Annotated in this window: 10 protein-coding genes and 1 pseudogene; 6 read left to right on the forward strand and 5 right to left on the reverse strand. The window is 62.2% G+C overall.

The window, feature by feature from the left end:
• Nucleotides 1-97 precede the first annotated feature (97 nt).
• The 4 genes from AC629_RS50430 to tnpA form a co-directional block, all read right to left on the reverse strand.
• The gene (locus AC629_RS50430; RefSeq protein ID WP_502693000.1) at nt 98-310 is read right to left on the reverse strand and encodes a DUF3024 domain-containing protein; all 213 of its coding nucleotides are present in this window, start codon (nt 308-310) and stop codon (nt 98-100) included.
• Between the two features lie 173 nt (nt 311-483).
• Nucleotides 484-2,082, reverse strand: a complete 1,599-nt coding sequence (tnpC, locus tag AC629_RS06375) for an IS66 family transposase (RefSeq protein WP_143198950.1) — start codon at nt 2,080-2,082, stop codon at nt 484-486.
• A gap of 94 nt (nt 2,083-2,176) precedes the next feature.
• Nucleotides 2,177-2,524, reverse strand: coding sequence for an IS66 family insertion sequence element accessory protein TnpB (gene tnpB, locus AC629_RS06380; RefSeq protein WP_027520144.1), 348 nt, complete (start codon nt 2,522-2,524; stop codon nt 2,177-2,179).
• Nucleotides 2,521-2,922 (reverse strand): IS66-like element accessory protein TnpA, encoded by a 402-nt coding sequence (tnpA, locus tag AC629_RS06385; protein ID WP_084803892.1) that lies wholly within the window; start codon nt 2,920-2,922, stop codon nt 2,521-2,523. The genes tnpB and tnpA overlap by 4 nt, the downstream gene beginning before the upstream one ends.
• 447 nt (nt 2,923-3,369) lie before the next feature.
• On the opposite strand from tnpA, the pseudogene AC629_RS50435 reads away from it, so the two are divergent.
• Nucleotides 3,370-5,945, forward strand: a pseudogene (locus tag AC629_RS50435) (autotransporter outer membrane beta-barrel domain-containing protein).
• A gap of 187 nt (nt 5,946-6,132) precedes the next feature.
• Here AC629_RS50435 and AC629_RS47630 read toward each other — a convergent pair.
• Nucleotides 6,133-6,276 carry a hypothetical protein gene (locus AC629_RS47630; RefSeq protein ID WP_210419002.1) on the reverse strand — a complete coding sequence of 48 codons (144 nt, stop codon included), beginning with the start codon at nt 6,274-6,276 and terminating at the stop codon, nt 6,133-6,135.
• A gap of 316 nt (nt 6,277-6,592) precedes the next feature.
• Here AC629_RS47630 and AC629_RS06400 point away from each other — a divergent pair, with 316 nt between their 5' ends.
• The 5 genes from AC629_RS06400 (at nt 6,593) to AC629_RS06420 (ending at nt 11,356) form a co-directional block, all read left to right on the forward strand.
• Entirely contained in the window at nt 6,593-7,468 is an 876-nt protein-coding gene (locus AC629_RS06400; RefSeq protein ID WP_084803893.1) for an IclR family transcriptional regulator, read from the forward strand.
• 377 nt (nt 7,469-7,845) lie between these two features.
• Nucleotides 7,846-8,493: a TetR/AcrR family transcriptional regulator gene (locus AC629_RS06405; RefSeq protein WP_084803894.1), complete on the forward strand. Its 648-nt coding sequence runs from the start codon at nt 7,846-7,848 to the stop codon at nt 8,491-8,493.
• 179 nt (nt 8,494-8,672) lie between these two features.
• Complete coding sequence (locus AC629_RS06410; protein ID WP_084803895.1) at nt 8,673-9,434, forward strand: ABC transporter ATP-binding protein; 762 nt, start codon at nt 8,673-8,675, stop codon at nt 9,432-9,434.
• Nucleotides 9,427-10,128: an ABC transporter ATP-binding protein gene (locus AC629_RS06415; protein WP_084803896.1), complete on the forward strand. Its 702-nt coding sequence runs from the start codon at nt 9,427-9,429 to the stop codon at nt 10,126-10,128. The genes AC629_RS06410 and AC629_RS06415 overlap by 8 nt, the downstream gene beginning before the upstream one ends.
• Nucleotides 10,129-10,147: 19 nt before the next feature.
• Entirely contained in the window at nt 10,148-11,356 is a 1,209-nt protein-coding gene (locus AC629_RS06420) for an ABC transporter substrate-binding protein (protein ID WP_084803897.1), read from the forward strand.
• Nucleotides 11,357-11,375: the final 19 nt, after the last annotated feature.

Consider the following 11,375-nt stretch of genomic DNA (forward strand, 5'->3'; position numbering starts at 1 on the left):
ATCCGATTCAAGATTCTTCGATCGAAGCCTCCCGCAATTGAATCAGGCGCTTGTGGGTAATTGAAAGCCGGCGAGTACCGCGGTTAGCCGAACATGTTCAATTGGGATGGAGCAATCCGTCGGATCTTAGCGTGTCAATCGCTTCGGCGAGGGTAAGGCCGCGATGCAGGCAGAACCATTCTCCGGTGTGACGGTGCCACTGGATGTTGAAGCGGTTGCGACTGATCCAGTCGAGGCGGGCGAAGGGGGGCGTCGAACTCTTCGCCGAGATTCTCCGGGAAGCCGGAGCGGTAGCGTTGAACGAAGCGATACTTGGTGCCGAGCCACTTTCCTAGGATATCGACGGGGTAGTTGAACTGCGTCGGCCGGATGGCGGACAGGAAGCTGGGCTTCAGGAAGTTATCGATCAGCTCCTGGCAGGCGGCTGTCACCGCCGATTTTTCTGCCGCGGAAAGGCCGGTCGATCCCATGTGTCCTCCTTGCTCACGCAACTTCGCCATGGCTCGGCACGAGCTTATGCCAGTTCCAGGGCAGAAGCTCATCGAGCCTGTGGCTGGCTTGGTCGTTGATGCGGGCGAGCACGTCGGCGAGCCAGGCCTGCGGATCGACGTCGTTGAGCTTTGCCGTCATGATCAGCGTCGCCATGACGGCGGCGCGGTCGGCGCCGCGTTCCGAGCCGGCGAAGAGCCAGCACTTGCGTCCGAGGGCAAAGCCGCGCAGCGCGCGTTCGGCGGCGTTGTTGGTGAGGCAGATCCGCCCGTCGTCCAGGAAGCGCGCGAACCGATCCCAGCGGCGCAGCATGTAGTCGATGGGCTTGGCGACCGATGAGGAGTTCGACAGCCGGGCGCGCTGCTGGCGTAGCCATACTTCCAATGCCGTTAAGAGCGGGACGCTTTGTTCCTTGCGCACCCGCAGACGCTCTTCGGCGCTTTGGCCGTTGATGCCGCGCTCGATATCGAACAGCGCATCGATGCGCTTGACTGCCTCCAGGGCAATCGGCGAGATCGCTGCGGCATTCTTGTCGCGCCTCGCATTGGCGGCGATGTCCGCCAGTTCAAAAAACTGCCGCCTGGCATGGGCCCAACAGAGTGCAGGCGTAACCGGCCCCTGTGCGCGCGAGGCGTCATACAATTCGTTATAGCCGCTATAGGCGTCGACCTGCAGGATGCCGGTGAAGCTTTGGAGATGGCGCGAGGGATGCTCCTGCCGTCGATCGCGTGAGGCGTAATAGAGCGCGGCCGGTGGATCACGGCCGCCAAACGGCCGATCGTCGCGGACATAGGTCCAGATATGCCCCTTGACCGTCTGACCCTTGGCCAGGATCGGCACCGTGGTGTCATCGCCATGCAGCCGATCGGCGGCCAGGACGTGGCGCTCGATTAGCCCATAAAGCGGCTGCAGGACCGCCGCACAGGCGCCGACCTGGTCGGCCAGTGTCGACAGGCTCAGGTCGATGCCCTCCCGGGCGTAGCGCTCGCTCTGCCGGTTCAAGGGCTGATGTTGGCCAAACTTCTCGAACAGGATCATGGCCAAGAGGTTAGGGCCGGCAAAGCCACGCGGCGTCACGTGGAAGGGCGCCGGCGGCTGGGTGATCGTCTCGCAGTCCCGGCACGATAACTTCTCGCGCACGGTCTGGATCACCTTCCACTGCCGGGGAACGACCTCCAGCGTCTCGGTGATGTCCTCGCCCAGCTTTGATAGCTTCGATGAGCCGCAGCAGGGACAGCTCTCCGGTGCGGCGACCACGACCCGCTCGCGCGGTAGATGATCGGGGAACGGTTTGCGCGCCGGGCGCTTGCGCTGGAAGGACTTGACGGTCTGTGTCTGAGCCGCCGCCCTCTCGGCCGCCAGCTCGTCCTCGGTCGCCGTCACTTCCAGCTCTTCAAGCTGAAGCTCCATCTGCTCCAGTAACCGTGCCTTGCGCTCCGAGCGGCTGCCGTAAATCTGCCGACGCAGCTTCTCGATCTCGAGCTTGAGGTAACTGATCAGTGCCTCGGCCGCCTTCGCATTGGCAGCTTCAGCTTTGGCGCTCGCAGCAACCGCCTCCGCTTCGAGCCGCGCGGCCCGTTCGGCGAGGATCATTGCATGCGCAGCAGCAAGATCGGTGGGAAGCGATTCAGATGTGGTCACGACCATGATGGAATCACATCCATCACGATCCGAGAAGCTCAAAGCCTCATCCGACCGATGTCGGCCGCCACGTCTCTTGTGGGTGCCTCCAGTCGATCCCGGACAAGAGATAACCGAGTTGCGCAGACGAGATCGTGACCACACCCTCAGCCGGGCTCGGCCAGATGAAGCGCCCCCGCTCCAGGCGTTTCGTGAACAGGCAGGCGCCCTGGCCGTCATGCCAGATCACCTTCAAGAGATTGCCGCGACGACCGCGGAAGCAAAACAGGTGGCCACCCAGCGGGTCGCGATGCAGGATCTCCTGAACCTGCAACGCCAGCGACGGAAAGCCCTTCCGCATGTCGGTATGGCCGGTCGCGAGCCATACCCGCACGCCGGCCGGCAACGGGATCATCGTGACCGTCCATCAGTCAGCGCCGCCACGACTGCGCTCAGCGTCGCCGCGTCAACCGCGCCCGTGATCCGCATCCGAGCCCCGGCCGCGAACTCGATCTCGATCCAACCGCATGTCTCGGCGGACGCCGTCAACGGTTGCCGGTCTGGCGCAATGGCGACTGCCGCAAAACGGACTTCGTCATCCTGCCGCTGCATCGGCCCAGACCCGCACGCCAGCACGCCGGTGCGCGCCTGCCGCCGCCAGGCCGTGACCAGATTGCGGTGAACATCATGTCGTCGAGCAACCTCGACAACACTGGCCCCAGGCGCCAGACTCTCCTCCACGATCCGAAGCTTCTCGGCAGTGGTCCACCGCCGTCGCCGCTCTGGACCGGACAGAACCGTAACCGTCGTCACGTTTGCTCATTTGTTTGCAAATCAATGAGCAAACCATCTCACGCTCGAACACAATCCGGGAAGACGGCCCTTGCCGGGGGCTTACTGTGCAAACGCACGGGTGCGGCGAACATCAAAAAAATTCAGAATGACTTGGCCCGCAATCTCAGGACCTTGCTGCCCCGAAATGGCAGGAATGGCCAAGGTTGATGTGGGGAGTCGTGCCGAAGGGAGACTGCGATGCCGGGCAGGCGCGCGGACTTCCGAGGTCAGGGGCGGAAGATGTTCGGTGGGCGTTATTATTGTGTCGGGCTGCGCGGCGCCGGCGGCAGCCAGTTGCGCGCCGCGCTGCTCGCCTCAACGGCGCTGGTTGCGGCGGGCTTGCCGGCGGCGGCCCAGGACGCCACCTGGCTCGCCGCTCCCATCAACGGCGATTACAACTACCCCCGCAACTGGAGCAGCGGCACGGTGCCATCAGGCACCGCCTACTTCGGGGCATCGAACATCACCAGCCTGTCACTTTACCCCAACGATGAAACCAACAGGACGGACGTCGGCGGCTGGACGTTCAATGCCGGGGCGGGAAATTACACGTTCGCCAACGACCAGTCGTTGAATTTCAATGGCGCAGGCATCGTCATCAACGGCGGCAGCGCCACCATCACCGTCCTCGACGGGGGGAGCCTTAATTTCCGCAATGCCAGCACGACCGGCGGCGCCACCATTAACTTGCCCGCATATAGCGGCCTGAATTTCTACAACACCGGCTCGGCGGGCAACGCGGCTATCACCACTTACGGTTACTTGAATTTCTACAACACCAGTACTGCCGGCAGCGCCCACATCACCAACTATGGCGATGGGGGCGGTGATGGTGGGGGGATCGCGGGGGCCGTCTCGTTCCGCGACAGCAGCACGGCCGGCAGCGCCACGATCACGAACTACGGCGTAATTGGTTTCTCCGACACCAGCACCGCCGGGAGCGCCGCCATCACCAACAATGGGGGCGCCGCCTTCGTGGCTTTCTCCGGCGCCAGCACGGCCGGCAACGCCACCATCACCAACAACGCGCACAGCTTAGTGGGCTTCTACGGCACCAGCACGGGAGGCAACGCCGCCATCATCAATGCTGCCAGCGGCCGGGTTGATTTCTCGGGGTCGACGGGACCTGCGGGGGACAGCAGGCTCAGCGTCGGCTCGATTGCGGGCGCCGGCGATTTCTTTCTGGGCGCACGCAAGCTCTCTGTCGGCGGAAACAATCTGAGCACAGAGGTGAGCGGCGTGATCAGCGACTGCAGCGTGAGCCCACCGTGCTATGCGGCCGGCGCCACCGGCGGGTCGCTGGTGAAGACCGGGACTGGCACGCTGACGCTGTCCGGTGTCAACACCTACACCGGCGCGACGACGGTGGACGGCGGCATCCTGAGAGTGGACGGCTCGATCGCGTCCTCCGCGCTCACTTCAGTGAATGGCGGCAGCCTGCTGATGGGCACGGGAACGGTCGGCGACACGACGGTCAACAGCGGCGGCTCGCTGCTGGGCGGCAATGGCACCGCCGGCGCCTCGCTCGCGATCTCAGGCAATCTCGCGTTTCAGTCGGGCGCGATGTATCTCGTCGCGGTCAATCCGGCGACCGCCTCCTTTACCAGCGTGACCGGCACGGCGACGCTTGGCGGCGCGACCGTCAATGCCGTCTTCGCGCCCCGAAGCTACATCTCGAAGAAATACACCATCCTGACCGCCAACGGCGGCGTCTCCGGCACTTTCGCGGCCAACCCGGTCAACACCAACCTGCCGGCCAATTTCCACACCGCGCTCAGCTACGACGCCACCCACGCCTATCTCGATCTCACTCTCAACTACTTCTCGATACCGGGCGGACTGAACCAGAACCAGCAAGCCTGGGCAACGCGCTGACCAACTACTTCAACAGCAACGGCTCGATTGCGATGACCTATGCAGCGTTCTCCGCCGCCGGGCTCACCCAAGCTTCGGGCGAGATCGGCACGGGCGCGCAGCAGGCGACGTTCAACGCAATGGGCCTGTTCATGGGCCTGCTGACCGATCCCTTTATGGCGCGTAACGGCGGCGATGGCACGGCGCCTGACGCGACCGGCTTTGCCGAGAGCGCATATGCTGCGACCAGGCGCGAAGATGCGTTTGCGATGCTGACCAAGGCGGCGCCCGCTGCCTTGCAGCGCTGGAGCGTGTGGGGCGCCGGCTTCGGGGGATCGCAGAGCACGGACGGCAACGCTGCCGTTGGACCGAACGGCGCGACGAGCCGCCTGTTTGGGACCGCTGTCGGGGCCGATTACCGGTTCTTAGCAAATACGCTAGTCGGCTTTGCGCTGGCCGGCGGCGGGACCAATTTCAGTGTGAACAATCTCGGCAGCGGCCGTTCCGACCTGTTCCAGGCCGGCGGCTATTTCCGGCACAACAACGGGCCGTTCTACCTCTCGAGCGCGCTCGCCTATGGCTCGCAGGACATCAGCACCGACCGCACCGTGACCATCGCCGGCGTTGACCGGCTGCATGCCGACTTCAATGCCAATGCGTGGAGCGGGCGGGTGGAGGGCGGCTATCGCTTCGTCGCGCCGTGGACCGGTGGCATTGGCATCACGCCCTACGCTAGCGGCCAGTTCACAGTGATTGAGCTACCGGCCTATGCCGAGCAGGCCATCCTGGGCACGCCGGCCTTTGCGCTCGCCTATGCTGCGAAGAGCGTGACGGATAGCCGAAGCGAACTGGGAATCCGTGCCGACAAATCTTTCGCCATGCAGAGCGGCGTGCTGACGCTGCGTGGCCGCTTCGCCTGGGCCCATGATTTCAATCCGGACCGCGCCATCGCCACGACCTTCCAGGCGCTGCCCGGCGCGAGCTTTGTGGTCAACGGTGCGCGGCAGGCCAGCGACTCCGCGCTGACCACGGCCTCCGCGGAGGTGAAGTGGATGAACGGCTGGTCGGCGGCGGCCACCCTCGAAGGCGAGTTCTCCAACGTCACCAGATCCTACGCAGGAAAGGGTACGGTGCGATACGCATGGTAGCGGGTGCCCGATCGCATCACCCACCCGCATGCATGAAATACTCCGTGGGGAGCATGGACGCCGCATTGTACGCTCGGTATGTGCATCGCCGACGAGCGGTGTGACGACGCGATTACTTCTGCGCGGTCGTTCGACGGCGGAGCCGTTTCTGAAATGGCTTCTCTGCGCACATTCGCGCCCGAACGGCTCAGGCAATTGGCTTCGGTCGCACCAGTTGGAAGAGGCCACCGGGGCGAGAATACCATCCAGAGCCGTGCATGCGGGCGATGAGGTCAAGACCGAGTGTATCGATGTAGCCCTTGTCGGCATCGATGACGAATGCGTCGTCCACGTGTCCGCACAGGACTTCCCCGATGACGGCGAATTGCCGCGGACCGGTCTCCTGGTTCAAAATCGAACGACATTCAAAGGCTACCGGACACCCGACTATTCGTGGGGGCGCGACGTTGCGCGAGGGGAGCGTTTTCAGCCCTGCGAGGACGAGTTCATCGACGCCTCGCGGGGAAGCCCGGCAACGGATCAATGATTTTATTTAGTCAGATACATATGATGTGGTCAAATAAGGCTGCTTGAATATCTGGCGCGACGCGCCCAATAATGCGCCAAGCCGGAAAATCGCCTAACGCCATGATTTAAAAGGACTTTCAGTGAATAAGTCGCGCGGAACCTACCCGCCCGATCCGTCGAGTGCTGCGGCGCGAGGATCGAAACCCAAAGCTGTAAGGGCCAAGCGCACAGGACGGCGCGGCATCCAGTCGATCGAGATCGGCTTCAAGATCCTTGATTATCTGAGGACCGAGCCACGACCGGTCCCGCTCAAGATGATCGCCGCCAGCACGGGGATGTCGGCTGCGAACGTTCACTACTACCTGGTGAGTTTTCAGGCCGTCGGTATCGTTCGACAGGAGACAGATACCGGGTGCTACGCTCTCGGTCCCTATGCGCTAAAGCTCGGCATGGCCGCTATCGAGCAGTTCGACGTCTTCACCGCAGCTCGTCCTGCAATGACCGACCTTGCCACGACGATTGGCCACACGGTGTTTCTAGGTGTTTGGGGCAACCGCGGACCGACAATCATCTATCGTGTTGAAGGTGGCGCAAGCCGACCCATTATTGAATTGCGTGTCGGTAGTGTATTGAGCCTGTTGCGATCAGCCCTCGGACGAAACTTTCTCGCGCACCTGCCGCGATCAATCACTGAACAGATGCTTGACCAGGAGCTGAAGGAGGAACTCTCACGTCACGCAAGGGTCGACGACGCGCCGACGACCAAGTCCGAGGTTGAGGAAATGGTGGAGACAATACGCCGGGACGGCATCAGTCGCTGTCGTGATGCCCTTCTGCCCAACTTCACGTCCCTATCGGCGCCAATTTTCGATCAGGCTGGCTTCATGATCGCCGCCATTACGATGATGGGGCCCATCGGCATACTCCACGACGATCTAAAAGGCCCTACGGCGACATCACTTATCGCGCACGCCCGCGCTCTTTCCGCCACCGCAGGTTGGCAACCCAGGGACTGATTGACATACGATGAGGCGTTGCATGTCTTCCATTTCGACGCCGCCTCGCTTGTTGGCGATCATCGGGTCGAGTGCACAGTTGCCTGCGGTCACTCACCTGCTTGAGCTCCTTCTGAATGACCCAGTGAACTTGATCTCCTCTATAGAGAACCCAAGCTGCCCGGGGGTGCTACCCGAAAGGTGATGGGAATGGCGTGCATGTTGGAAACGACATGAGCGTCGCCGACCGCGCGCTGCGCGCGTTGGCAGGTAGCTCCGAGCAGTCGGGCCAATCGCCTTCGGGCGGCCACTCCGGGCAGCCTTGTCCGAGAAGCGCTCAAAATCGAATTGTCGACCCGTGAGTCGGGTGGCTATAAGGTGCCTTTAAGGGTGACCCTATGGCTCGATGGAACAACGCAGTTGCAAGCGCGACCGAACTCAAGAAGTTGAGAGAAGATGCGCTCTATCGTGAAGCCGCCAAAGCATTTCGCAAAAACGGTTATCACGGTACCGCGCTTGAGGACATCGCCGAAGGGCTAGGGATCAGCAAACCGACCCTCTATCATTACGTCAAGAATAAGCGCGATCTTCTCTACCAATGCCATCTGGCGGCCTCCGAACAGGCGATCTCGACCATCTGTCATGACACGAGCCTCAATGGCCTGGAGCGGTTGCGCCGCACGATCTCGAACTACGTCCAGTCGATGATCGGTGAAAATAGCTATAGTGTTGTTATTCTTGAAGAAAAGTCGCTTACTCCCGTTCAACTCACCCGGGTCATTCATGAGCGCGACAAGTTTGAAGGCGCCCTGATCGAGATGGTCCTGAAGGGCCAGGCTGAGGGGGTGATCTTGCCCGGGGAGGCGCGCTTTGCCGTGTTCAACGTCCTCGGTGCGGTGAACTGGGTGACGAAGTGGTACCGGCCCGGCGGCCAATGGAGCGTCGAAGAAGTCGGCGAGGGGATTGCCGGTTTTGTCTGCCGTGCCCTGGCGGCACCGGGCGTGGGTCCGATTCCGGGCAGTCGTCTGTTTACTCCTGCCATCTGATAGCCGTTCCATGCCCGTCTTGGCCCGGGCGGATTTGTCGCGCCCACTTTTCGACTTTAAAGTCGATTAGCCGCTTTTGGAGTTGACAGGCGGGTCGTCATCCTCAAGATGCGTCCGACTTTGACCGGGTGCCGATTGTGACGACTGCGACTGCCAACCGAAGTTCTCAGCAGGGTGAATTGCTCAGCGTCGAAGCCATTTCGAAGAGATTTGGCGGCGTCCAGGCGCTCAAGGATGTGTCCTTTGCCATCGGCCGGAACGAAATTGTCGGCTTGATCGGGCCGAATGGGTCCGGCAAATCGACCTGCGTCAATTTGCTGTCGGGTCTTTTGCCCGTCAGCGGCGGTCAGGTGCGCTTCAAGGGCGAGGTTATCACCGGGCGACCTATCTATGATGTCGTCGCTCGAGGGCTGGCGCGCACGTTCCAGGCGACCCAGGTCTTTCCGGAATACACCGCACGGCAGAATGTGCTGGTCGGCTGTCACTCTATGTTCAAGGCCGGCGCTATCGGCTCAATCTCGCGCGCGTCCCATGCCGTCAGCGAACATCGCCAAATCAGCAAGCAGGCCGACGAGGTGCTGGATTTTGTTGGTCTTGGTCCGCGCAAGGATCAGATCGCCGCGACGCTATCGGCCGCCGAGCAGCGCCTGCTGATGATCGCGGTTGCGCTGGCGGCGAGCCCGGATCTGGTTTTGCTCGACGAGCCAGCCGCCGGCATGGTGGCTGGCGAGCGTCGTGCGCTGGCGCGCATCATTCGTGACCTTCCGCAGCGTGGCATCAGCGCGCTCGTGATCGAGCATCACATGGGGCTGATCATGGAAGTGTGCGATCGCATTGTCGTGCTCAATTTTGGGCAGAAGATCGCGGAAGGAACGCCCGCCGAAATCCGCGCGAACCAGACAGTTATCGACGCTTATCTCGGACATCGCGATCATGCTTGAGGTCAGCAATCTGCGGATCGGCTACGGGCTGGCCGAAGTCGTTCATGGCGTGTCGTTCGACGTCAAGGCCGGCGAATGCGTCTCGCTGATCGGCCCGAATGGCGCCGGAAAATCCACGATCCTGAAGGCGATCTGTGGGCTGATACCTGCGATGAGCGGCGAAATCCGCTTCGAAGGTCAGTCGATCCTGGGTTTGCCTGGGCATCGCGTGGCGCATCGCGGCATCTCGATGTGCCCGGAGGGCCGCCAGATGTTCGCGGAAATGACGGTGCTCGAGAACCTGCAGCTCGGCGCATATTCACGGCGGCGCGAGTCCATCGAGGGCGACATCGACGAGATGATGGCGCTATTTCCGCGGCTGCGGGAACGATCGGGGCAGTTGGCCGGCACCTTGTCCGGCGGCGAGCAGGAGATGGTGGCGATTGCTCGTGCGCTGATGGCTCGCCCGAGGCTCTGCATCTTCGACGAACCCTCGCTCGGAATTGCACCGCGCGTGGTCGATGAAATTGAGCAGACGCTGCTCGCGATCAAGGCGCGGGGCGTTACCATTCTGCTGGTCGAGCAGTCGGTGTCGATGGCGCTGCGTGTTGCGGACCGCGCCTACGTGCTTGAGGCGGGCTTGATCGTGCTTGAGGGGCCGTCCGCGGACCTCGCCAGGAACGAGGGCGTGCAGAACGCCTATCTTGGTTATTGAATTTCACGGGAGGAGCAAAATGAAAAAGTTTCTGACGTTCTCTATTGCTGCGGCGATGCTGGCGGCGGCGCCGGCGGTTGCGGCCGAGAAGACGCTGTCGGTCGGCTACAGCGATGCGCTGAGCGGCGGCGGTGCGGTCTATGGCGTGCCGCAGAAGAAGGCGATCGATCTCGCCATCGAAGAAATCAACAGCGCGGGTGGTATCAAGGTCGGCGCCGACAACTACAAGATCAAGACGATCGACTACGACGACAAGGCCGACTCGACCGAGGCCACCAACGTCGCGCGCAAGCTGATCGACCGCGATGGCGTTCAGTTCATTCTGGGGTATTGCTGCTCGGCATCCGGCGGCGCGATGGCATCGTTCATCGGCAAGGAGGACGTCATCGTTCTCGTCGGCACCGCTGGCGCGCGTTCGATCACCTCGCTCGGCAGCAAGAACGTGTTCCGCACTCGTCCGCCGGGTGACTACACCGGCGCCGCCGCTGGCCGCTACATTGCGCAGCAGGGCGTGAAGACGCTCGGCGTCCTCGCGGTGCGCGACGTCGCTCTGTATACCCAGTACCGTGAGGCCATGATCAAGGCGTTCGAAGACGCGGGTGGCAAGGTCGTTGCCCTTGAGACGTTCGGTGGCCATGATCGCGATATGACGGCTCAGCTCACCAAGCTGCGCGGCCTCAATCCTGATGCGCTGTTCATCTCGGGTTATGTCGAGCAGGTCGCATTCAGCCATCGTCAGGCCTCCGAACTCGGCATCAAGGTCAAGCGCTTTGGTTTCTCCGGCGGCAGCCCCGAGCAGTTCCTGAAGGTCGCCACCAACGAGCAGATGGATGGCGTTATCGATCTGCTGGCGATCGAGTTCAATGCCGAAATTCTGGGCCCGAAGGCGACCGCGTTCGTCGAACACTACAAGAAGAAGTACAACGAGAACCCGACGCCGAACACAGCCTATGCCTATGACCAGGTGTATGTGCTCCGTGACGCACTGCAGGCCGCCGGCACGGTGACCGATCTGAAGAAGATCCAAGATACCCTGCGCAACCTGCCGGTGCCGAAGGAAGCCTTGCTCAAGTATCTGCCGATCGACGGCAAGATGTTCGACGGCAAGGGCCAGGCTTACATCTCGAACGGTGCCTTCCAGTGGACCAACGGCAACTGGAAGTTCGTGGCCGAGCTTCCGTCCGACTCTGTGGCGTATTCCAACTTCCTCAAGACGGTTCGCGACTAGCGCATCGACCGACCGGCCT

Source organism: Bradyrhizobium sp. NAS80.1, assembly GCF_001908205.1.
Classification (GTDB): domain Bacteria; phylum Pseudomonadota; class Alphaproteobacteria; order Rhizobiales; family Xanthobacteraceae; genus Bradyrhizobium.

Excerpts from the sequence above, each read along its gene's own strand:
- tnpC (WP_143198950.1), bottom strand. The coding sequence starts at position 2,082 with ATGATCCTCGCCGAACGGGCCGCGCGGCTCGAAGCGGAGGCGGTTGCT.
- tnpB (WP_027520144.1), bottom strand. The coding sequence starts at position 2,524 with ATGATCCCGTTGCCGGCCGGCGTGCGGGTATGGCTCGCGACCGGCCAT.
- AC629_RS06405 (WP_084803894.1), top strand. The coding sequence starts at position 7,846 with ATGGCTCGATGGAACAACGCAGTTGCAAGCGCGACCGAACTCAAGAAG.
- AC629_RS06415 (WP_084803896.1), top strand. The coding sequence starts at position 9,427 with ATGCTTGAGGTCAGCAATCTGCGGATCGGCTACGGGCTGGCCGAAGTC.
- AC629_RS06420 (WP_084803897.1), top strand. The coding sequence starts at position 10,148 with ATGAAAAAGTTTCTGACGTTCTCTATTGCTGCGGCGATGCTGGCGGCG.